Origin of the sequence: Tolumonas osonensis (assembly GCF_014202415.1) — a bacterium.
Lineage (GTDB): Bacteria > Pseudomonadota > Gammaproteobacteria > Enterobacterales > Aeromonadaceae > Tolumonas > Tolumonas osonensis.
The window spans coordinates 336,078-358,128 of record NZ_JACHGR010000002.1; the positions used below are offsets into that span (position 1 = coordinate 336,078).

At 49.4% G+C, this 22,051-nt stretch carries 24 protein-coding genes; 17 read left to right on the top strand and 7 right to left on the bottom strand.

Annotated features, from left to right (window positions below; translation table 11 throughout):
* Position 1: 1 nt before the first annotated feature.
* The 3 genes from HNR75_RS04055 to HNR75_RS04065 form a co-directional block, all read right to left on the bottom strand.
* On the bottom strand, positions 2 to 1,189 hold the full coding sequence (locus HNR75_RS04055) for an amidase (protein WP_188025738.1): 1,188 nt from the start codon (positions 1,187 to 1,189) through the stop codon (positions 2 to 4).
* Between the two features lie 152 nt (positions 1,190 to 1,341).
* Entirely contained in the window at positions 1,342 to 2,190 is an 849-nt protein-coding gene (locus HNR75_RS04060) for a MurR/RpiR family transcriptional regulator (protein WP_188025739.1), read from the bottom strand.
* A gap of 32 nt (positions 2,191 to 2,222) precedes the next feature.
* Positions 2,223 to 2,915, bottom strand: coding sequence for a GntR family transcriptional regulator (locus HNR75_RS04065; RefSeq protein ID WP_188025740.1), 693 nt, complete (start codon positions 2,913 to 2,915; stop codon positions 2,223 to 2,225).
* Positions 2,916 to 3,168: 253 nt separating this feature from the next.
* On the opposite strand from HNR75_RS04065, the gene HNR75_RS04070 reads away from it, so the two are divergent.
* The 9 genes from HNR75_RS04070 to tatC are packed head-to-tail and all read left to right on the top strand — an operon-like array spanning position 3,169 to position 10,089.
* A complete protein-coding gene (locus HNR75_RS04070; RefSeq protein WP_188025741.1) occupies positions 3,169 to 4,185 on the top strand; it encodes an ABC transporter ATP-binding protein in 1,017 nt (338 codons plus the stop codon).
* A 22-nt stretch (positions 4,186 to 4,207) separates the two neighbouring features.
* Positions 4,208 to 5,497, top strand: a complete 1,290-nt coding sequence (locus HNR75_RS04075) for an ABC transporter substrate-binding protein (RefSeq protein WP_188025742.1) — start codon at positions 4,208 to 4,210, stop codon at positions 5,495 to 5,497.
* Between the two features lie 60 nt (positions 5,498 to 5,557).
* Entirely contained in the window at positions 5,558 to 6,421 is an 864-nt protein-coding gene (locus tag HNR75_RS04080) for an ABC transporter permease (protein ID WP_188025743.1), read from the top strand.
* Positions 6,421 to 7,257 (top strand): ABC transporter permease, encoded by an 837-nt coding sequence (locus tag HNR75_RS04085; protein ID WP_188025744.1) that lies wholly within the window; start codon positions 6,421 to 6,423, stop codon positions 7,255 to 7,257. The genes HNR75_RS04080 and HNR75_RS04085 overlap by 1 nt, the downstream gene beginning before the upstream one ends.
* The gene (locus tag HNR75_RS04090; RefSeq protein WP_188025745.1) at positions 7,250 to 7,942 is read left to right on the top strand and encodes an aspartate/glutamate racemase family protein; all 693 of its coding nucleotides are present in this window, start codon (positions 7,250 to 7,252) and stop codon (positions 7,940 to 7,942) included. Before HNR75_RS04085 ends, HNR75_RS04090 begins: the two co-directional genes overlap by 8 nt.
* Positions 7,942 to 8,865 carry an allantoinase PuuE gene (gene puuE / locus HNR75_RS04095; RefSeq protein ID WP_188025746.1) on the top strand — a complete coding sequence of 308 codons (924 nt, stop codon included), beginning with the start codon at positions 7,942 to 7,944 and terminating at the stop codon, positions 8,863 to 8,865. The genes HNR75_RS04090 and puuE overlap by 1 nt, the downstream gene beginning before the upstream one ends.
* Positions 8,866 to 8,901: 36 nt before the next feature.
* Positions 8,902 to 9,099, top strand: coding sequence for a twin-arginine translocase TatA/TatE family subunit (tatA, locus tag HNR75_RS04100; protein ID WP_188025747.1), 198 nt, complete (start codon positions 8,902 to 8,904; stop codon positions 9,097 to 9,099).
* Between the two features lie 2 nt (positions 9,100 to 9,101).
* Complete coding sequence (gene tatB, locus HNR75_RS04105; RefSeq protein WP_188025748.1) at positions 9,102 to 9,344, top strand: Sec-independent protein translocase protein TatB; 243 nt, start codon at positions 9,102 to 9,104, stop codon at positions 9,342 to 9,344.
* Entirely contained in the window at positions 9,337 to 10,089 is a 753-nt protein-coding gene (gene tatC, locus HNR75_RS04110; RefSeq protein ID WP_223157750.1) for a twin-arginine translocase subunit TatC, read from the top strand. Before tatB ends, tatC begins: the two co-directional genes overlap by 8 nt.
* Positions 10,090 to 10,095: 6 nt before the next feature.
* On the opposite strand, the gene hpxZ is transcribed toward tatC, so the two are convergent.
* A complete protein-coding gene (gene hpxZ, locus HNR75_RS04115) occupies positions 10,096 to 10,470 on the bottom strand; it encodes an oxalurate catabolism protein HpxZ (protein WP_188025749.1) in 375 nt (124 codons plus the stop codon).
* A gap of 276 nt (positions 10,471 to 10,746) precedes the next feature.
* Between hpxZ and HNR75_RS04120 the strand changes: the two genes are divergently transcribed.
* Genes HNR75_RS04120 through HNR75_RS04135 form a run of 4 tightly spaced genes read left to right on the top strand, consistent with a single transcriptional unit; the run spans position 10,747 to position 13,570 of the window.
* The gene (locus HNR75_RS04120) at positions 10,747 to 11,526 is read left to right on the top strand and encodes a transporter substrate-binding domain-containing protein (protein ID WP_188025750.1); all 780 of its coding nucleotides are present in this window, start codon (positions 10,747 to 10,749) and stop codon (positions 11,524 to 11,526) included.
* A gap of 13 nt (positions 11,527 to 11,539) precedes the next feature.
* A complete protein-coding gene (locus tag HNR75_RS04125; RefSeq protein ID WP_188025751.1) occupies positions 11,540 to 12,208 on the top strand; it encodes an amino acid ABC transporter permease in 669 nt (222 codons plus the stop codon).
* On the top strand, positions 12,205 to 12,861 hold the full coding sequence (locus tag HNR75_RS04130; RefSeq protein WP_188025752.1) for an amino acid ABC transporter permease: 657 nt from the start codon (positions 12,205 to 12,207) through the stop codon (positions 12,859 to 12,861). Before HNR75_RS04125 ends, HNR75_RS04130 begins: the two co-directional genes overlap by 4 nt.
* Positions 12,842 to 13,570, top strand: a complete 729-nt coding sequence (locus HNR75_RS04135; RefSeq protein WP_188025753.1) for an amino acid ABC transporter ATP-binding protein — start codon at positions 12,842 to 12,844, stop codon at positions 13,568 to 13,570. Before HNR75_RS04130 ends, HNR75_RS04135 begins: the two co-directional genes overlap by 20 nt.
* Before the next feature lie 54 nt (positions 13,571 to 13,624).
* Here HNR75_RS04135 and HNR75_RS04140 read toward each other — a convergent pair whose 3' ends face one another.
* From HNR75_RS04140 to norV, 3 genes are all read right to left on the bottom strand, one after another.
* Entirely contained in the window at positions 13,625 to 14,368 is a 744-nt protein-coding gene (locus HNR75_RS04140; protein WP_188025754.1) for a ferredoxin--NADP reductase, read from the bottom strand.
* 78 nt (positions 14,369 to 14,446) lie between these two features.
* Positions 14,447 to 15,649, bottom strand: coding sequence for an NADH:flavorubredoxin reductase NorW (gene norW, locus HNR75_RS04145; RefSeq protein WP_246358724.1), 1,203 nt, complete (start codon positions 15,647 to 15,649; stop codon positions 14,447 to 14,449).
* Positions 15,606 to 17,018 (bottom strand): anaerobic nitric oxide reductase flavorubredoxin, encoded by a 1,413-nt coding sequence (gene norV / locus HNR75_RS04150; protein WP_188025756.1) that lies wholly within the window; start codon positions 17,016 to 17,018, stop codon positions 15,606 to 15,608. The genes norW and norV overlap by 44 nt, the downstream gene beginning before the upstream one ends.
* 525 nt (positions 17,019 to 17,543) lie before the next feature.
* Here norV and HNR75_RS04155 point away from each other — a divergent pair.
* The 4 genes from HNR75_RS04155 to HNR75_RS04170 all read left to right on the top strand — a co-directional run bounded on the left by HNR75_RS04155 (position 17,544) and on the right by HNR75_RS04170 (position 22,036).
* Positions 17,544 to 18,350: a DeoR/GlpR family DNA-binding transcription regulator gene (locus HNR75_RS04155; protein ID WP_188025757.1), complete on the top strand. Its 807-nt coding sequence runs from the start codon at positions 17,544 to 17,546 to the stop codon at positions 18,348 to 18,350.
* A 152-nt stretch (positions 18,351 to 18,502) separates the two neighbouring features.
* Positions 18,503 to 19,486, top strand: a complete 984-nt coding sequence (locus tag HNR75_RS04160; protein WP_188025758.1) for a substrate-binding domain-containing protein — start codon at positions 18,503 to 18,505, stop codon at positions 19,484 to 19,486.
* A 53-nt stretch (positions 19,487 to 19,539) separates the two neighbouring features.
* Positions 19,540 to 21,057, top strand: a complete 1,518-nt coding sequence (locus tag HNR75_RS04165; protein ID WP_188025759.1) for a sugar ABC transporter ATP-binding protein — start codon at positions 19,540 to 19,542, stop codon at positions 21,055 to 21,057.
* On the top strand, positions 21,050 to 22,036 hold the full coding sequence (locus HNR75_RS04170; protein ID WP_188025760.1) for an ABC transporter permease: 987 nt from the start codon (positions 21,050 to 21,052) through the stop codon (positions 22,034 to 22,036). Before HNR75_RS04165 ends, HNR75_RS04170 begins: the two co-directional genes overlap by 8 nt.
* Positions 22,037 to 22,051 lie beyond the last annotated feature (15 nt).

Sequence of the window (22,051 nt, forward strand, 5' to 3'; positions counted from 1 at the left end):
CTCAGTTATCCTTGCCGATGGCATCGCTGAACAGACGGGCTAAGGCCAGCAACTGCATGTCGCTACCTGGTTTGCCGATAATGGATAAACCAAAAGGAACGCCATTGACCTTCACTAATGGCAGGTGTATCTGCGGAAGTCCGGCCAGACCCGCCAGTGCCGTTAGCCCCAGCAATTTCATGCGAAAATCGGCCAAATCAGCATCGCTGGCACTGCGTAATGGAGCCAGATCAGGCGTGGTCGGAATAACCAGAAAAGCCGTATCCAACTGAGCAATGATCTCTGCTTTCCACTGCTGGCAGGCTTCTTCAGCTTGTGCCTCTGCGTCTGCCGTTAACTGGCTGGCCCACTGAAAACGTTCGGCGATATCCGGCGCAAACGCATCAAGATGCTGCATTGCCCATGCAGAATGTGTACGGGCGACTTCCCGTCCTTGTAAGGTGCGAAATGTATTATTCAGTTCACTCAGACGGACAGGATCAAAATCCCATCCATTGACAGAAACAGCACACGCCACGATCTGTTGTTTAAGCGGTGCAATGGCGGTACGCAGTGCTTCCGGCAACAAATCAAACAACGTGGTAGCCCAGAGCAAATCAACGGCTTCCGGTTTGAGCGGAGCTGCACCGAATAACACAGCCCCGACCCGTTCCAGCGTTACCGCATCACGACACAGCCAGCCAGGGGTATCAAACCTCGGTGCTAACGGCACCATATGTTCCGAAGATAAACGACCGTGAGTCGGACGGATGCCAAACAGGCCGTTATAACAGGCCGGAACACGAATCGAACCGCCGGTATCCGTACCTAAGCCAACATCGGCCTCGCCACGAGCGACCGCAACAGCACTGCCGCTGGAAGAACCGCCCGGTAACCGATCCGGTGCAGCAGGATTAGCTGGTGTGCCGTAGTGAATATTGCAACCATTGAGGCTATAGGCCAGTTCATCAGTTTGTACCCGGCCAATAATTTGCATACCCGCATTCATTAATTGGAGTAGCACCGGTGACGTTGCCGCCGCAGGTTCATGGGTGTGCAGCCAGGTTGGATTCCCAGCACCGGTCGGATATCCCGCCACATGATAGAGATCTTTGTAAACCAGACGCAGATCGCTCAGCGCGCCTTCCTGCGTCGTTCTGAAATTATGTGGCCCATGCGGGCAGTAAACAGAGAAATCAGCCAAGTCCATCACTCCAATCCGAACTTCAATATACCCATTAAACAACTATTGTTTCTTTTAGTAAACACATTGGAACTATTATTTCTTGCGGGGATATAAAAAATCTGCGTAACCAGCCAAACGATTCACGCAGACATTTTTTCTTTCAGTTCAATCAGGAACTAGCCTCCCAGAGAGGGTTCTAATTCATCCATCAGATCAAACAGTTCATCAATCGCCTGCACCCGACTGTCATCTGACAGTTTCTGCTGGCAAAGGTTCGACATCAGACTGACCACCGCCATCGCACTGGCATAACTGGCAAATCCGCCTGGACTGATTTGATGACAAGTTAGCGTCCAGTCCGCATGTATTGCATGCTCTAATCCGGAAGGATCCGTGATCAGCAGACACTTCGCCGGTGATTTGCCCAGCCACTGCATGATTCGTTTCACATTAACCGGACGACGGCGCATCGCCACCATAATCACCAAATCTTGTTCGGTCAGTTGGCTCAGCTCTTCCGCCAGCGTCTGCCCAGGTTGTGGCACAATATCCACGCCTGCTCGCAGTTGTAACAACTGCTGGCGCCAGTGCAGTGCAACCGGATAGCTGTTACGAAAACCGATCACCTTAATTTGTCTGACTGAGCACATCGTTTCCGCAATGGCATCCAGCGGTAACCGCTGTAAGTCCGTCAGCGTCTGTTGCCAGTTTCTCGCTTCCTGTGCCTGATGGTTGGCTAATAACGTGCCGATATCCGCGGGCTGCTGATCTGCCAGTAATGGAGAACCGGACGTTTGCACCTTACGCAGATCCTGCCGGACTTCAGCGAAGCTGTCATAACCCAGGCGTTTAAAGAAACGGCTCACCACCGGTTTGGACACGCGCGCCAGACGAGCCATATCCGCACTGGAATAAATCGCCAGTTCAGCTTCATGCGTCAGCAGAAATTCGGCAAGTTGCCGCTCTTTCGGCCCCATCTGTTCCAGTTGCAGGTAAATCCGTTGTGCAAGTTCCGAGCGAGGCATATCGGGCATCTCTCATCAATAATTGAAAATGATTATAACGGTTTGCGAATCGCCTGAAACACCGCCTCTAAATCGGTTTCTTTCACCGGACGCTCAAAAACCAATTCGGCTTCAATATCATTTAAATGTTCAAGCATCAGTTTCTGAGCTTCCAATGATTGTTTATTGGCAATCAAATCGACCAACTGAGCATGATGGCTTTCATCACAATGATGCACTTGCTCAGACTGGTATTTCTCCAGAATCAGTGAACTCAGCGCGATCAGTTGCCTTAAGAAATCGAGGTAAAGCTGATTACCCGCGATTTCCGCCAGCATAATATGAAACTCGCCTGTCGCCCGGATTAATGCATGTCTGTCATGTGTATTCCGCGCAGCACTTTCTGCCTCCAGATGGTGCCGAAGTTTCAGCAAATCCGTTTCTTTTCTATTCTGACAAGCCAGCGCAACCACTTCTTTCTCAATCAGTTTACGGGACTGAAACACTTCTCTGGCCTGTTTTTCGGTCGGTTCAGCGACTTCGGCACCTCTATTGGGCTTGATCTCCACCAGCCTCCGTTGCGCCATTAAAAGTAATGCCTGCCTGACTACCGGCCGACTGGTGCCTAGTGCCGAAGCCAGTTTGGTTTCAACAAGACGAGTATTGGGCTCTAAGCGTCGTTCAAGAATCGCCTGATAGATTGCGTCACAGACCTTATCAACATCTGTTTGCTCATCTTCTTGCATTTATTACACCTCAAAACCACACATTGCTGACAATTATTGTTTAGCTTTGTTATCACGTCAATGGAGATATTGTTTGCACCATTTTGATCTTTATGTGCACTGTTTTGGCTTTTTTACCGGGTTTACCGAGGACTGTGTTATCTAAAGTAACACGATAATAGCCTTGTGGAACAATAGTTTCAGACAAAAAATCAAACATGGCATATCGATTGCTTACATTGATAACAAAGATTGTTAACAATGGAATGAAATAATGGTGGCAACTAAACCAGCAGTCGAATTAATCGCAGTGTCAAAACGCTATGCCAGCGGCCAATTGGCAGTCAGCCAGATAAACCTGCGTATTCCTAAAGGAAGCTATTGTTGTTTGCTTGGACCAAGCGGTTGTGGAAAAAGCACATTACTGCGCATGATTGCCGGCCATGAATCAGTCACCGACGGTGATGTCTTACTGGATAACCGCAATGTGACCAATCACAGCCCGGCCGAACGCGGTACCGCGCTGATGTTTCAGAACTATGCGCTATTCCCGCACATGACCTGCCTAGATAACGTGGCCTACCCGCTTAAAGTAGCCGGTATCAGCAAATCGGAGCGACTCGAACAGGCGCACGAATTGCTCGCCAAGGTCAATATGAGCGATTACGCCAATGCGTATCCGGAACAACTCTCTGGTGGTCAGCAACAACGTATCGCGCTTGCACGTGCCCTGATCCGCAAACCGGAAGTGGTGTTGCTTGATGAACCGCTGTCAGCGCTGGATCCCTTCCTGCGTATTCAGATGCGTAAAGAGTTAAAACGAATTCAGCATGAAATGGGCATCACCTTTATCCACGTCACCCATTCCCAGGATGAAGCATTTGCACTCGCCGATACCATCGTCGTAATGAGCAAGGGTGAATTGCAGCAGGTCGGAACGCCACAGATCATTTTCAATAAACCTGCTAACCCTTTTGTCGCCAATTTCATCGGGGGCCACAACATCATCAAGGGCGCCATCGCACTGACTGGCAGCCCCGCGGAAACCGCCTTTTCAGTCCGGTTTGATCGCATTGATATTGTTGATGAGCCTAAAAACAACACCATCCAGGCAGCCGTCATGGATGTTGAGTTTCAGGGAAATCATTCTCTGGTTCATTGCCAGTTAGCGGATTCCCAGCCCATTACTGTGCTTTGCCGGGACAACGAGGCGTCATTGTCGACGCTTTATCCCGGAAAGTCGGTACATCTGCATGTAAACCCGGCCTCACTCAATCTGTTCACTCACTGATCTGACCCATTGGAGGGATCCTATGACTGTAGATAAAAAACCAGGTCTGACACGCCGTCAGTTTTTGAAAAATACTGCTGTTTTGTCTGTCGCAGCAGTGGCATCAGCACCATTCAGCGGTTTTCCGATGATCTGGAAACAGAACATTAAAAACGTCACCTTGCGTCAGTTCGGTACCGGTGTATCCAACCTCAACGATATCGCCCGGAAGTGTAAAGAAGATCTGGGGATCAATCTGGAAATGACGGCACTGGACAGTGATGCCGTAACACAACGTGCGGTCACCCAGCCGAAGTCTTACGATCTGGCCGATATCGAATACTGGATCTGTAAAAAGGTTTTCCCAAGCGGCGCATTGCAACCGATCGATGTTCGTAAACTGCGTTTCTTTGACAAGATCTCGCCGCTGTTTACCACCGGCAACCTGCCGGGCAGCCAGATGTCGGCACAAGGCACTACCCCGTTTTCAGTTGGTTTTGTGGATGGCCCCGGCGCTAAAAAGTTTGCCGGTAAACAGACTGATTTCATGACACTGGTGCCGACCATTTATAACGCCGATACCTTGGGGGTTCGTCCTGATCTGGCTGGCCGCCCGATCACCAGCTGGGCAGACATTATGGATCCGGCCTTTAAAGGCAAAACCTCCATTCTGAACATTCCGTCGATCGGCATTATGGATGCCGCGATGATCTGCGAAGCCATGGGCGTCGTGAAATATGGCGACAAAGGCAACATGACCCGCGAGGAAATCGACAAAACCATCGATTTTCTGATGCAGGCGAAGAAAGATGGTCAGTTCCGCGCATTCTGGAAGACCTTTGACGAATCCGTAAACCTGATGTCCTCCGGTGAAGTCGTGATCCAGTCCATGTGGTCACCGGCCGTTGCCGCTGTTCGATCCAAAGGTATTCCATGTGTCTATCAGCCACTGAAAGAAGGCTACCGCGCCTGGGGTGGTGGCTTAGGCATCGCTAGCCATTTATCCGGTCTGGAACTCGAAGCCGCCTATGAATATATCGACTGGTATCTCTCCGGCTGGGTCGGTGCTTACCTGATGCGTCAGGGCTATTACACCGCCGCACCGGAAACCTCCCGCCAGCACATGAGTGCCGAAGAGTGGGATTTCTGGATGGAGGGTAAAGCCGCCAAAGCAGACATCATGAGTCCGCAAGGCAAAGTCATGGAGAAAGCCGGGACGATTCGTGATGGCGGTTCCTATCAGGATCGTATGGGCAAAGTGGCCTGCTGGAACTCGGTGATGGAAGAGAACAAATACATGGTTCGCAAGTGGAACGAGTTTATTGCTTCCTGATAGATCACGCTCCGCAATGCAGGTTGCGGAGCTTTTAAACCAATTTAAAGGATTAAATTTATGAGTACCCCTCCCGGACAGACGATAAATCCCAGTTATTGGCAGGCAAGCCCGCTGTTTCTCATCATGCTGGCATTTCTGGTGTTTCCGGTCGGTGTGATAGTGACGGTGAGTTTCTGGGATTATGACTCTTATGAACTTATTCCCGATTTTATCTGGGATAACTATCAGTACTTGCTGACATCAAAAGTCACCTGGCAAGCCTATGCACAAACTCTGTTTTACGCCGTGACAACCTGGGCAACCTGTCTGGTGATCGGTTTTCTTGTCGCGTATTACCTGGCATTCCATATCAGAAACAAAGCGCTCCAGAATCTGCTGTTCCTGCTGTGTACCGTGCCATTTTTTACATCCAATATCATCCGGATGATTTCCTGGATCCCGTTATTGGGTCGCAATGGTCTGGTCAATCAAGGGCTGCTCGGCCTCGGGATCATTGATAAGCCGATCGAAGGTCTGCTTTACAGTGATTTCTCGGTGATCCTCGCTTTTGTCCATCTCAATGTCTTATTCATGATCATTCCGATCTTTAACTCTATGAGCCGGATTGATCGTCGCTTGCTGGAAGCCAGTTATGACAACGGCGCATCGAGTCTGACCACGCTGTTTCAGGTTGTTGTGCCCTTAAGCAAAACCGGCATCGTCATCGGTTCTGTCTTCGTACTCACGTTGGTGATGGGCGATTTCATCACCGTGAAAATGATGAGCGGCGGTCTGAGTGCCTCCGTGGGTGTGCTGATCCATAACGAAATCGGTCTGCTGCAATATCCGGCCGCCGCGGCGAATGCCGTCGTATTACTGATCACTGTATTGATGATGCTGGCACTGTTGTTCCGCATGGTTGATATCAAGAAGGAGCTGTGATGAAAGCATCATTTTTCTCTGGTCGCCGAATCGAATTTATTCTGTTAACTGTGTTATTTGGCTTGTTTGTCCTGTTCCTTTACGGACCGACCATTACCATCGGACTGCTGTCATTTCAGGGGCCGAACGGTGGATTGACCTTCCCGATGAATGGCTGGTCGCTCACCTGGTTCCGTAGTTTGCTGGAAGCGCAGGCGGTCGGTGATTTTGCCGGTGCATTCAAGCGTTCGCTCGGTCTGGCGCTGCTGGTGACGGTGATTTCGACCCTGATCTCGATACTGGCCGGATTTGCGTTCCGCCGCCTGTTCAAAGGTTCAAATTTCCTGTTTGCGCTGGTTCTTATCAGCATGATCACCCCCTCCATTCTGGTGAGCCTCGGCGTCGGTCTGATGTTTGATCGTCTGGGATTCTCGCCGGAATGGTACAGCTCGGCTTTGGGCGCGCAACTGACCTGGTGTCTGCCGTTTGGGGTGCTGGTGATGTTTGTCGTCTTCAACCGTTTTAACCGGAATCTGGAAGCCGCCTCTTTCGATATGGGTGCCAGTTCATGGCAAACCGTACGCTGGGTGGTGCTGCCATCGATCCTCCCCAGTGTTATCGGCATTGCGATGACCAGCTTTACGCTTTCGTATGATGAATTTGCCCGCACGCTGATGACCTCCGGCAGCCATAACACCTTGCCGCTGGAAATCTACGGCATGACCACGAATGCCACGACACCGGCGCTATATGCACTGGGGACCGTCACCACCCTTTTCTCATTCATTCTTATCAGCTTCACGATGGGTTTGCTTGTCGTGATCGCCAAACGTCGGGCCCGGAGGGAACATGCCTAAGATTGCAATCATTAATCCGAATACCACGGTTGCCATGACCAACAGTTTACGGGTGACGGTGGAACGCGTTGCGCCACCCGGTTTCGAATTGCTGGTAACTCAGCCCGATACCGGCGTTGCCAGTATTGAGGGATTTTCTGATGGCATTCAGGCCACTCATGCCCTGATTGCGTTAACAGAACAAATCCAGGCCGATGGCTGGCTGGTGGCCTGCGCCGACGATACCGGTGTCGATGCGTTAAGAGAAGTTTGTGTCGGCCCCGTAATGGGAATTGGTCAGGCGGCGATGCAGGCAGCCACGCTGTTAAGCGCCAGATACAGCATTCTGACTCCGATGCAGCGCTCCGTGGCCATTCTGGAAAACAACGCCCGCCGTTACGGGCTGGATGCCTCCTTGCAAGGTGTGCATGCGCTGAATCTGCCGGTACTGGCCATCGAAAAGAACTTTGATCTGATCAAACAAAGAGCACGGCAGATTCTGGAAAAAGATAACAGCGAATGTCTGGTGCTGGGCTGTGCCGGTTTCACCCGTTTCCGTAAACCACTGGAAGATGCCTTGGGTATTCCGGTGATAGACGGTGTGCAGGTGGGTGTGCACTGGCTGGCAGGTTTGATCAATCTGGGTTTAAAAACCAGCAAACACTGCACTTATAACTACCCGGAACAGAAAACGGAGGTGTTCTGATGTCGCTCTATCCGCGGGATATGGTGGGTTACGGTCAAAATCCACCACACGCAAAATGGCCGAATAATGCCCGTATCGCACTGCAGTTTGTTATCAATTACGAGGAAGGTGCCGAGAACAACATTCTGCATGGTGATGCGGCCTCCGAGTCGTTTCTCTCTGAGATGGTAGCCGCACAGCCATTACCCGGCGTGCGTCATATGAGCATGGAGTCGCTCTATGAATATGGCAGCCGTGCCGGATTCTGGCGTTTGCACCGCATTTTTAGCGAACGGAACCTGCCTTTAACCGTCTATGCCGTCGGCATGGCGATGGAACGAAATCCTGACGCTGTTGACGCCATGCTCAAGGCTGGCTGGGAAATTGCTAGTCATGGTTATCGCTGGATCAATTACCAATACCATTCGGTTGAAGATGAGTGGGCAGACATGCAAAAAGCCATTGAGGTTCATACAAAATTGACCGGTTCCCGGCCATCTGGCTGGTATACCGGCCGCACCAGTCCGCAGACACATTCCCTTGTGGTGCGTGATGGTGGTTTTTTGTATGACGCAGACTCTTACGCTGATGACTTGCCATATTGGTGCGATATCACCGGCACACCGCAGTTAATCGTGCCGTATACCTTAGACACAAACGATATGCGCTTTGCCTCACCACAAGGCTTTAACAGCGGCGATCAGTTTTTTACCTACCTGAAAGATGCGTTTGATGTGCTTTATCAGGAAGGTACAACTCAGCCGAAGATGCTCTCGATCGGCTTGCATTGCCGGCTGGCTGGCCGACCGGCCCGCGCCGCTTCGCTGATGCGGTTTATCGACTATGTCACCTCGTTACCGGATGTCTGGGTGTGTACGCGTGAGCAGATAGCCCGTCACTGGATAGAACATCATCCGTATCAATCAACAAATACAGCCGTATAGCAACAAACCTGTTTTTAAACTCAAGGAGTGCGCTCTATGAACATTGGAATTACTGAACTGTTATTAATCGCTGTCATCGTCTTTTTATTATTCGGAACCCGTAAGTTACGCGGTATTGGTGGTGATTTAGGCACGGCGATCCGCGACTTTAAATCGGCAATGAGTGATAACAAATCGTCGGCAGTTGCAGGAAATAAACCTGTTACCGCACCGATTGAAAACGACAAGGAGTAGCTATGTTTGAGATCGGCTTCAGTGAAATGGTGCTGGTCTGTGTCATCGCGCTGCTTGTTTTAGGTCCGGAGAAACTGCCTGGCGCGGTGCGTCAGGTAGCCCGGTTTATTAAAAAGATACGCGCCATGGCTGACGCCGCCAGCAAAGAATTACAACGGGAATTGCCGATTGATGAATTGCGCCGGGACCTCAATTCAGAACTAAGCGCGATTTCATCTAAATCAGGGAGCGATAAAAATGAATGAAACCCAATATACGCTCATTGAACACCTGACCGAGATCCGTCGCCGCCTGATACACGCCATGATCGTTTTAGGTCTGGCGTTTGGTGTGTTGTTTTATTTCGCCAATTATCTTTATCAGTTTCTGGCCGATCCATTGCTCAGTGTGCTGCCGGCCGGCAATCAGATGATCGCCACACAGGTGGCCACCCCGTTTACTACCCCGCTGAAACTGACATTATTTATCTCATTTTTAGTCACCTTGCCCTACCTGCTTTATCAGATCTGGGCTTTCATCGCGCCGGCACTGTTTCGTCATGAGAAACAACGCATCCTGCCACTGATCATTTTAAGTTGTGCACTGTTTTATATCGGCATGGCATTCGCCTATTTCCTGGTTTTCCCGGTCATGTTTAAGTTTTTTACTGAAACAGCACCGACAGGCGTTCAGGTCTCGACCGATATCAGTTTCTATCTGGATTTTGTGCTGGGGATGCTTTTTTCTTTCGGCGCGTCTTTTCAGGTGCCTGTGGCGGTATGGGTGTTGTGCTGGATTGGTATCACGACGCCGGCATCTCTGGCACAAAAACGTTCATATATGGTGGTCGCGGCATTCACAGTCGGCATGATCCTCACCCCGCCGGATATTCTCTCTCAGACGTTACTCAGTATTCCGCTCTATCTGCTGTTTGAATTAGGGTTAATCATGGGGCGGATTTATTCCAAACCGGTTAGCACCGTGCTGGTTGAAGCCAGCAACGATGCTTGATTTTTTTCAGCTCATCCAGGAGACATGCGCGGCGACAATACACCACCCCTCCGGAAACCGAACCCAGGTCTGGCTCTGACGCCCTATCCGGGGTTCATTTTCACGGGTAAAAGTAGTATTTGCCGTCGCCATATCCTGACCAAATGCGGTGATTACCGTATTTTCCAGCATTCTTGCCAGCCCTGCCGGTGAGCGCTGACTGCGGAATGCCCTGATTTGCTCATACCCCACCAGATTCTCCGTGGCACCATAACGCACGGTTTTCGGGTGGTTCCAGAATAGCTGATCCAGCACGGCAACATCGTTGGTTACCAATGCCTGTTCATACTGCATGAACATGACAGTGACTTCAGCCACAACATCCGGGTTATTCAGTTCCATCGTAGTTCCTTATCTCTGTTCTTCATGTGCCGATCTGCGCACAGAAATGATCCAACCGCCTGAAAATGGTGCATTTATGCTTAAGCATCTTTGTACTGCCATGCCGTTTTGCACCATAAAAAGCGTCATTTGAACCGTAGAATGCAGCAATAGCAGCCACATTTCTGGTCTGAAACAGGTTGGTATTGTATTTGCTTTAGAATAAAAAGAAACTTTAGTTTCTAATTTAATTTAAATGGAAATGATAGTTGTATAACTCAGGATGTGAGGTTGGATATGAATGCATGGAAACAGTTATCGGGTGTTTTGCTGTTAGGTCTCAGCGTTATCGGCGTCGCGCAAGCAGACCAGCTGGATGATATTCAACAAAAGGGCGTTCTGAAAGTCGCCGTACCACAGGATTTCCCGCCTTTCGGTTCGGTGGGTGCCGATATGCAACCCTATGGTTATGACATTGATATGGCCGGTTATCTGGCTCAGAAACTGAATGTCAAACTTGAGCTGGTTCCTGTCACCAGTGCAAACCGCATACCTTATTTACAGACCAAGAAAGTCGATCTGGTTATTTCCAGCCTGGGTAAAAATCCGGAACGGGAAAAAGTGATCGATTTCAGTAATGCCTACGCCCCTTTTTTCCTGGGTGTGTTTGGTGCCGAATCGGTTGCACTGAAGACATCGGAGGAGTTAGCGGATAAAACCATCGGTGTGACCCGGGGTGCCGTAGAGGATATGGAACTGAGCAAAATCGCACCAGCCTCCACGACGGTGAAACGTTTTGAAGATAACAACACCACCTTATCAGCTTATCTTTCCGGTCAGATCGATTTGATCGCGACAGGTAACGTCGTCGTAGCGGAAATCGCGTCACGGATGCCGGATCGTAAACCAGCAGCCAAGTTCATGCTAAAAAATTCGCCTTGTTACATCGGGATCTACAAAGGTGAAGCCCGCCTGCAGCAAAAAGTGAATGCGTTGATTGCCGAAGCCCGAACCGATGGTTCGCTGAATAAATTCTCAGAAACCTGGCTGAAAGCACCTCTTCCGGCTGAGCTATAAAACGGATACGACTATGAGTTACCAACTGAACTTTCACGATCTGGTGCCTTATTTGCCTGAACTGGGACAAGGATTGCTGGTAACCCTTGAGCTGACTCTGTATGCCACTACCGGTGGCATACTGCTCGGCACACTGGGGGCCGCCGCCCGCACCAGTCGTTCACGACTAACCCGATTATCTGCCGGCATTTATGTTGAGCTGATACGTAATACACCTTTTATTGTGCAGCTGTTTTTCATCTTTTTCGGTTTGCCGGCGATAGGCGTGAAACTCACCGCATGGCAGGCCGGGCTGATTGCCATGATTGTCAATCTGGGGGCTTACAGTGCCGAAATATTACGTGCCGGTATTGAAGCCACACCGAAAGGACAATGGGAAGCAGGCCGGACATTGGGGCTAACCCGTTTCCAGATATTTACCCGGATTGTTCTGCCGCCCGCATTTCAGCGCATCTACAGTTCACTGGTTGGGCAATGCATCATTGTGATGCTGGGTTCCTCGGTCATCTCGCAGATCTCGGTCGAAGAGCTCACGTTCTCAGCAAATTTTATTCAGTCACGCAGTTTTCTCAGCTTTGAGTCTTATCTGCTGACTGCCCTGCTTTATCTGTTTCTGGCGATTTTGATGCGCCGTGGATTTGGTCTATTGGCCGGTTATGTCTTCAGGAGTCAGCCACGATGATGCAATTTACTGACTGGGATATTCTCCGGAATCTGTTGCTGGCCGCACGCTGGACATTACTGCTGTCGCTGATCGCGTTTATCGGCGGCGCGCTGTTTGGTTTGCTGCTGACATTCATGCGGGCATCCCGCCGTAAACCGCTGGTATTACTGGTGCGCGGGTATACGGAGCTGTTTCAGGGCACACCACTGCTGATGCAGTTGTTTCTAGCCTTCTTTGGTCTTTCACTGGTGGGGATCGATGTGAACGCCTGGACAGCGGCAACGCTGGCGCTGGTGCTGTTCAGTAGTGCTTTCCTGTGTGATATCTGGAGCGGCTGCATTGAGTCATTACCCAAAGGACAGTGGGAAGCCTCCCGATGCCTGGGGCTCACGTTTTTCCAGACCATGCGCTATGTCATCCTGCCGCAAGCACTGCGGATTGCGATAGCGCCCACGGTCGGTTTTTCGGTGCAGGTGGTTAAAGGTACCGCGCTGACCTCCATTATCGGGTTTGTTGAGCTGACCAAAGCAGGCACGATGCTGAACAACGCCACCTTCCAGCCATTCAAGGTTTTTGCATGGGTAGCACTGATCTATTTCCTGATCTGTTATCCGTTATCGCTGTTTAGTCAATTTCTGGAGAGAAAATTACATGTCTCTGGTAAGCATTGAAAATGTTCATAAATATTACGGTTCGCACCATGTCCTAAAAGGTATCGAACTGAAAATAGCGGCTGGCGAAGTGATCTCGATCATCGGTCGCAGCGGTTCCGGGAAAAGCACGCTCTTGCGCTGCATTAATGGTCTGGAGAAATTCGATGATGGCGCGATTATTGTCGATCGGCAGGCGGTTTCCGATGATGAAAATCATCTGCGGGAATTGAGCCGTTCCGTTGGCATGGTCTTCCAGAACTTTAATCTGTTTCCGCATATGACCGTGGCTGAAAACGTCATGCTGGCACCGCGTCTGGTATTGAAAAAAAGCCAGTCAGAATGCCGTGAACTGGCAGAAAACATGCTGGCCAAAGTGGGTCTGGCGGATAAAGCCGATCAGTTCCCGGGAAACTTATCCGGTGGTCAGCAGCAGCGTGTCGCTATTGCCCGCTCCCTGGCGATGAACCCGAAAGTCCTGCTGTGTGATGAAATTACATCGGCACTGGATCCGGAATTAGTCGGAGAAGTACTGAAGGTGCTGGAGCAACTGAAAGCCGACGGCATGACACTCATTCTGGTCACACATGAAATGAATTTTGCCCGCGATGTCGGCGATCGGATCGTCTTTATGCATCAGGGAAAAGTATGGGAAAGCGGTCCGAGCCGCGAGCTGTTCAGTAAGCCTCAGACGCCGGAGTTGCAAAGCTTTATATCTGCGGTGTTGTGATGTCATCAGCAGGCCACTTGGACTATTCAGGTGGCCTGACCGTCTCGTCGCTGTCTACCAATAATTCTCCATCGTGATCTGCCCCGGTTCGCGGCGCAGATTCTTTTTCAGTCCTTTTTGCTGTAAGGCGTGCAAGGTATCTTTCACCATAGCCGGATTGCCGCAAATCATGGTCTGGGACCACTCCGGTGACAACGACAGTTCTGCCGCTTCTTCCAGCAAGCCATGATCCAGTAGCAGCGGAATACGGCCTCGCAGCAGATCCGAGCAATCTTCCCGGCTGACAACCGGAATATACCGAAACTGCAACGGCTGCCGGGTTTTAATCGTGTGAATTTGTTCCTGATAAGTCAGATCATCCCGTTGCCGGACACCATGTACCAGCACGATATTTTCAAACCGCTGAAAGACCTGTTGTTCAGAAAGAATCGAGAGAAATGGGCCGATGGCGGTGCCGGTTGCCATCATCCAGAGATCCCGTCCGGCCGGAACCTCGGCCAGCGTCATGAATCCACTGGCATTGCGGGAAACCTGAATAGCATCACCGGGTTTCAACTCAAAAAGATGGGGGGACAAACGTCCGTCAGGAATTTTGATGAGATAGAACTCATGATGACCGGCACTCGGAGCATTCACAAAGGAATAGGCCCGACTGACCCGTTCTCCATCAATAATCAGTGACAGTTTGCCAAACTGCCCCGCCGTATACGGGGCCAGATCCGCTTTTACCTTAAGAGAACAGAGCCGGTCATTCCACTGGATGACCTCATAAACTGTTCCGTTTACCCAGTCAGTCATATGCATTCCTTACTCTGCCGTTGCAAAGCATTGATGGTCAAATGCAGCTCAGCCGGAAACGTATGTACTAAAGTATGGCTAATTTTCTCCCAACTGTTTGATCAAATTCATGCTCCGGCTGACATGCTGCCCGCCAGTGACAAAACCCACCGTTTGACCCTGACGAAGTGCCAACCCGGTCAGACCCGTATCATCCTCGTCCAGTTGCCAGATCAGATCTTCACTGCGGACATCACCGGCCGCCTGCACCGGATAACAGGGGGTTTTGACGTTCACCGGCATCACCGGCCAGCGGATGGCTGTGGGCTCACCGGCCAGGGTTTTCGCCAGCGCCTGCGCGCTTATCGTGATCGGCTGCAGATAAGGTCGTAACTGACCGTTGGCTTCCGCGCAATCCCCCAGCGCATAAATATGAGGATCGCTTGTGGTCAGATCATCATTCACCACAATGCCCCGGTTGACGGTTAATCCCGCGGCCTGCGCCAGTGCGGTACGGGGGCGTAATCCGGCGGCCGAAACAATGCTGTCCACGATGATGGATTTGCCATCCCGGAAGGTTGCCCGGATCCCCTCCGCGATTTTTTCTGCCGACACCAGTGTGTTCATCAGTTCAAACTGACATCCGTTCTGCCGGAGGACCGAGTGCAGTCTTTCACTGGCAAATTCCGGTAGCAAGGCGCTGAGTACACGATCTGCCGGGTCGCAAACCGTTACCTGTTTCCCCGCCTGCAGAAAATCATTTGCCAGTTCACAACCGATCAGACCCGCGCCAATCAGCAATATCCGCTGACTGGTCGCCAGACGATCCTGAGATTGCTGGTATTCCTGCAGACTGTTCAGCGTAATGATGTCGCCGGTCGCGTCTCCGCTGACCGGTGGGATCCAGGCCTCGGCACCGACCGCCAGCACCAGATCCCGGTACGGTAATTCCCGCTCCGCCAGCCGGATGACCTGCCGTTCCGTATCAATCGCTGATACGGTCTGTTCCGTCAGCAACAACGCTTTCAGCTCCTGCGCCAGCTCCTTTGCCGGTTTACGGATCAGATCTGACGCAGTCTGCCGTTTGCTGATGACATGACTCAATTGTGGTTTGGCATAGTCTGCGCCTTCATCAGCACAGACGATAACCAGCGGTGCGGCAGGCGCCAGGCGACGATACTGCCGTGCCAGCTGCAAACCGGCATAACCACTTCCCACGATGACAACCGGATGATGTGCGCCCATGGTTGCCTCCTTGTTACGCCGCTTTTGCCGCAGGATCTGCCGCAGGTACGAAGTCATCCTTGCCCATGAAGCAAACCGGGCAGAGGAAACTTTCCGGTACATCTTCCCAGGCCGTTCCTGCTTCAACCCCCTGATTGGGTTCACCGGTTTTCGGCTCATACACCCATGAACAGGTCCGGCAGACCATGGGCTCCGCTTCTGTTGTTACCGCTGAAGCCGCAGCATCGCTGTCAGCCCCACCCAGTTGCGCAACCAGCCCGGCCCCGTAGGCTTCACACGCCTGCAGCGCTTCCTGTGTCGGACGCCACTCGATTCGAGTGCCTTCCAGCGTATTAAAACCACTTTCTTTCAGACGCTGGGTAATGCGCTCCACCGCCCCGCCACTCCAGCCATGACTACCAAAGGCAGCCGCTGCTTTTCCGGTAAAGCGCAATCCCTGAATTTCTTCCAGCAAGGCGGCAACCTGCGGCAGCATCACGTTATTGACAGTAGGTGATCCCACCAGAATGGCCTTGGATTTAAAGACCTGGGTCAGCACATCGTTTTTATCCGAATTGGCCAGATTGAATTGCTTGATGGTCACAGACGGATCAGCCTTGCGGATGCCGGCGGCAATCGCTTCCGACATCTTGCGGGTACTTTCCCACATGGTGTCGTAAATCAGCGTGATCTGGTTTTCCTGATACGAATCAGCCCATTTCAGATACTGTTCGACGATCTGCGCCGGATTATCGCGCCAGATAATGCCGTGTGACGTGCAGATCATGTCCAGCGGCAGCTTGAAAGACAGCACTTCATGAATTTTGGCCGTCACCAGCTTGCTGAACGGCGTCAGGATATTGGCGTAATACTTGATGCATTCGTTATGTAATTCGTTCTGATCCACCAGATCGTTATACAGCTGATCAGAGGCATAGTGCTGACCGAACGCGTCGTTACTGAACAGTACGGCATCTTCGGTCATGTACGTCATCATGCTGTCCGGCCAGTGCAGCATTGGCGCTTCAACAAACACTAACGCCTTGCCGTTGCCCAGATCCAGCGTGTCACCGGTTTTCACGACTTTAAAGTTCCAGTCCTGATGGTAATGCCCTTTCAGCGACTTCACGCCATTGGCGGTACAGTAAATCGGTGTATCCGGGATCTTTGCCATCAGTGCCGGCAAGGCACCGCTATGATCAATTTCCGCGTGGTTGGCAATGATGAAGTCGATTTTCTCCAGCGGAATCTCATTCGCCAGATTAGTCACAAACTCATCGGCATACGGGCTCCATACCGTATCAATTAAGGCCACTTTTTCTTCCTTGATCAGGTAGCTGTTATAGCTGGAGCCTTTATGGGTGGAATACTCGCTGCCATGAAATTCGCGCAGTTCCCAATCCTGTTTGCCAACCCAGTAGATATTGTTCTTAACGTGCAGTGCCATAATTTCATCCTCACCATAATGTGCATTTCATATGCAGTATTTGCATCTTAATTTAATATGCATTTCATATGCAAGTTATGTTTGAGATCTTTTTTGTTTGTATCCATTCGGGCATGAAATTAAAACAGAAATGAAACAGGCAACGACGGGTGTGGTTTATGCTGTGTACTTTTGAAACAAAATAATTAAAAAACAATCAGTTAAGATTTATCTACCGAAGATGAAGCGATCCGATTCGGGCATCCTGTCTGTACGTTTTTAGATTTTATTTGTGAGAGGAATCAAAACGGTCAAACTCGGTCATTCCCGTTTATGCCCGTTTTGATTTAAATTGACTGCCAATGAAACCGATTTCATCGCAAAACGTAACCAAACGGTCATGAATCTATAAACAGGCACGAGTTTTTGTGATCAATAGCGCACTTACTCCGATCGTAGTTTACGGACTTCGTTTTCGTAATTGCTCGCTCAGAACTATTTACGGAACCCACCTAAACTGAATACAACTTAAAGAGAGGACGAAATATGTTGCAGGCCGAAAGACATCACAAAATTAATGAGCTGCTGAAAGCGAATGGCTCACTATTGGTGAATGATCTCTCCCTCATGCTTAATATTTCAAAAGAAACCATTCGCCGCGATCTGGCATTTCTGGAAAAGAAAGGTTATTTGACCCGGACTCATGGTGGTGCGGTTCCTGTTGGAAACCAGATAAAACATATCACCACCCCTGTTGATCAGGAATATGAACAAAGTGGTGAAGCGTTCAGAATCAGATCCAACCAGAACACTGACACCAAAATAAAGATGGCTAAAAAGGCATTAGCCTACATTGAGCCGGGCGATATTATTATGCTCGACAGCAGTACCAGCTCATGGTTTCTGGCACGACAGATTCCGGATATTGAGATTACAGCATTGACAACATCATTGAATACGATTCATGCATTAGCTTGTAAATCCAATATCCGCGTTATCGGACTGGGTGGCGAATATTCAGAAAAATATGAATCATTCAGCGGTCCGCTAACAGAAAGTATTGTCAAAGAATTCAGTATTAATAAATTGTTTTTCTCTTGTCATGGTATCGGCCTGACTACCGGAATAAGAGAAAGCAATGAAAACCAGGCTCGTCTGAAGCAGATGATGATTAGTGTGGCAGATAAATCCATTCTGTTATGCGATTCAACCAAAGTAGAACGACGTTCATTTTGCAAAGTATGTGATTACAACAAAATAGACGTCTTGATTACTGATCAGCTGCCATCAGATGAATACCGGACTGAAATTGGGTGGAATAATGTAAAAATTATTGAAACCAGTAGAAAGTAACCGAACTAAAGATGGTCGTTTTAAATAAAAGATAAAATGACCGCTGTATTAGTATCCACGTAGTACCAAAGTTGTGTTTTTTAACACCGGGTCAACACACCCTGAATATTACAAAAAAATATTCAGAAGTTATTTACATGGAGAATATAAATATGAAAAAAGCAGGTCTCGCTTGTGTGATTGCTACTATTTTAGCTTCTTCCGCCACTTACGCGGCTGACAGTTTTAAAATGGGTGTCGTTGTAAAAATTGGCGGTATTCCATGGTTTAACGCGATGGAAGAAGGGATTAAAAAAGAAGCAGCCAAACAAGGAGTTGAAGCCTGGCAGATCGGTCCTACCTCAGCAGATCCAGCTTTACAGGTTCGTGCCATTGAAGACTTGATCGCTCAGAAAGTTGATGTGATTGGTGTGGTACCAAACGATGCCAAAGTACTGGAACCTGTTCTGGAAAAAGCACAGAAAGCCGGTATCAAAGTCATTGTGCATGAGTCCCCAAACCAGAAATTTGCTGACTGGGATTTCGAGCTGGTTGATGCCAAACAGCACGGTGTCAACCATATGAAGAAACTCGCTGAATGTATGAAAGGCGAAGGTAAATATGTGGCTTATGTTGGTAGCTTGACCGTGCCATTGCATAACGTCTGGGCTGACTCCGCGATTGAATATCAGAAAGCAAATTATCCGAAGATGGAACTGGCTGCTGATAAATTCGGCGTCGCAGAATCATTGGATGACACGATGCGTACCACGAAAGATCTGATGTCTAAGCATAATGATCTGAAAGGTGTACTGGCATTTGGTTCTCAAGGCCCGATTGGCGCAGGCCGTGCGGTTATGCAACGAAACAAGATTGACGACATCTGTGTTGTCGGCCCATTCAGCCCGGGACAAGGCGAATCACTGGTTATGAAAGGTGCCATTGATGGCGGTTATATCTGGAACCCAATGACTGCCGGTGAAGTCTTTGTCCGTGTGGCGAAGATGATGATGGATGGCCAGGAAATCAAAGATGGCATGACTATCGATGGTATGGGACCAGTACAGATTGATACTGCAACCCGCACTATTCTCGGTAATAACACAGAAAGCGAAGATAAAGAAAATATCAAGAAACTCGTTGAAATGGGTCTCTGATTATTATCCCTGGATGGGCTTAGGCCCATCCGGTTTTAGCTCCGAGGTTTAATATGACAACGTTACCTGAAAATTCCCAGGTTGGGTCTTTTATTTCTCTAAATAAGCTGTCTAAAAGTTTTGGCGGACATAAAGCCTTAAATAATATTGATATTAATATCATGCCGGGCGAAGTGCATTGTTTAGCAGGAACAAATGGTTGTGGTAAAAGCACACTCATTAAAGTGATTAGTGGCGTTCATCAACCAGACAGTGGTGCAGAAATCAGAGTAAATGGAGAAATCGTTCCAAAATTAAATCCTAACCTAGCACGAAGCATGGGTATTCAGGTTATTTACCAGGATTTATCTTTATTTCCGAATTTATCAGTTGCTGAAAACATTGCCTTCGAATTAAACATGCAAGGCATGATGAACTGGCATAATAAAAAAGAAGTTTACAATAAAGCAAAAAAAGTCCTGGAAGAATTAAAGTTTAATATTGATTTAAATGAAAAGGTTGAAGCATTACCGATTGCACAACGGCAACAAGTTGCTATCTGTCGTGCCCTGGTTGCTGACGCAAAACTGGTCATTATGGATGAGCCAACCGCATCCTTAACCAGAACCGAAGTCAACCAGTTATTGCGTACTGTCCATTATCTGAAAAGTAAAAATATCAGCGTGGTTTTTGTAAGCCACCGCTTAGATGAGGTATTAGAGATTTCAGATACCGTTACTGTTATTCGTGATGGCGCAAAAGTCGGTTCTTACCCTGCCAATGAAATCACCCCAAAACGTCTGATCGAGTTGATGACAGGTGTCTCCATTGAGCATGCCTTGAAACCTGCCAGAAATGAAAATAATGACCGGATTATTCTGGAAGTCGAAAATTTATCCCGTAAAGATCAATACGAGAATATCAGCTTCAAATTGCGTCAGGGCGAAGTCTTAGGATTATGTGGCTTATTAGGCTCCGGCCGTACTGAATTAGCACTGAGCTTATTCGGTATTACCAGACCGGATACCGGCAAAATCTATGTCGACAGTAAGCCGATGAACTTCAAAGGTCATAACGATGCGATTAAAGCCGGTATTGGTTATGTTTCGGAAGACCGTCTGACACTGGGTCTGGTCTTACAGCAATCCGTTTCTGATAACGCCGTGTTATCAATTCTGGATCAGCTGAAAAACCGGATGCATTTCATTGATGAATACAAAAAAATCAAAATTGTCAGCCAGTGGATCAAAGATCTCGACATCAAAGTGTCCAATCCTGACAACCCCATCTCTACCCTTTCCGGCGGTAACCAGCAAAAAGTGGTGCTGGCGAAATGGATCCTGACACAACCGAAAGTGCTCATTCTGGATGCACCAACCGTTGGGGTCGATATCGCGGCAAAAGACAGTATCTATCAACTCATCCATAAACTCTCCGAACAGGGGATTTCGATCCTGCTGATTTCTGACGAAATTCCGGAGGTTTACTACAACTGCGACCGCATTCTTCATATCGACCACGGTCACATCATGAATGAATACGAACCTCGCAAAGTCAGTGAAACTTATCTGGAGGAAGTTATTAATGGCTAATTTCCTGAAAAAGCGGATGCCGATGGAGTTCTATCTTGGCGTCGTGATCCTGGTGATGGTGATTTTCTTCTCACTGACAACCGATCAATTTCTCACGATTCGAAATTTACTCGATTTGTCAGAAGGCTATGCCGTTTCCGGGATCTTTGCACTGGGTCTGTTTGTCGTACTGGTTACCGGGGGGATCGACATCTCATTCGCTGCTGTCGCTTCTGTCGTGCAGTACGCCATCGCCAGTCTTCTGCTTGGCGGATACATCGATGGCGCCTTCCAGGGGATTGTGCTGGCCGTGATGTTCGGGATCTGCTGCGGCTTGTTTAACGCGGTGCTGATTTATTACCTGAATCTGGTGTCAATCATCATCACCATCAGTGTGCAGTCACTGCTGTTCGGTGGACTGATGTGGCTGACCAATGGCCGCAGTATCTACGACCTGCCGGAATGGTGGACAACACAACACGAAATCTTCCCATTCACTTTGGGCACAGAAAGTTACCAGATTGGTCTGCCTTTCCTGCTGATGCTGATCCTGACTGCGTTTACCTGGGTGGTTCTGAATAAAACCAACCTTGGCCGTCAATTATATGCCGTCGGTGGTAGCCAGGAATCTGCACGTCGGGTCGGGATCCGCGTCGGTATCATCCACTTATTTGCTTACGGCTATCTCGGCGCGTTCGCTGCGATTGGTGGTTTGGTACAGGTGTATCGCATGGGGGAAGTGGTTCCGAATGCGCTGGTCGGTGGTGAACTGGATGTGCTGGCAGCAACCGTGCTGGGTGGTGCAAGTCTGACCGGTGGTAAAGGAACGGTTCTCGGTACGCTGATGGGGGTTTTCCTGATTGGGATCCTGAAAAACGGGCTGAATCTGATTGGTGTTTCCAGTTACTTCATGAACATCGTGATCGGGATCGTCATCGTTATCGCAATCACCATCACGCACTACAAAAAACGCAAAGAAACCAACGTTGGTTTTGCTTAATCAGGGGCTGCAATC